We start from the raw sequence: 322 nt of genomic DNA, 5'->3' as shown, positions 1-322 counted from the left end.
TGGCGCTGCTGCCGGCGGATCGGCTGGATCGTTTCTGGCGCCGGCGCCTGCCGCTATTCAGCTTCAACGACGGCTCCCGCACCATCGTCAGCCTGAGCTCCTTTGCCGGCTTTGCAATTCTCATTGCCGCCGGCCTCCTCGGCAGCCGGGACCCGCTCTCCAACCCGCTGCCGCTGGTCATCTGGACGCTGCTCTGGGCCGTCGTCACCCTCCTGCAGGGCATGTTTGGCGATCTCTGGTCCTGGCTCAATCCGTGGTACGGACCATGGCGCCTCCTCTCGCGCCTGATTGGCATGAGCGAGGAAGCCTCCACGCGCCTTCC

The 322-nt window shown here is 66.5% G+C and carries 1 pseudogene; it reads left to right on the top strand.

Annotated elements, in window-relative coordinates:
* Nucleotides 1-322: pseudogene (locus tag EN804_RS35825) on the top strand (hypothetical protein); the annotation flags it as partial.

The sequence above is a fragment of the Mesorhizobium sp. M8A.F.Ca.ET.161.01.1.1 genome (assembly GCF_004792105.1).
Taxonomy (GTDB): domain Bacteria; phylum Pseudomonadota; class Alphaproteobacteria; order Rhizobiales; family Rhizobiaceae; genus Mesorhizobium.
This window is presented reverse-complemented; position numbering and strand designations above follow the sequence as displayed.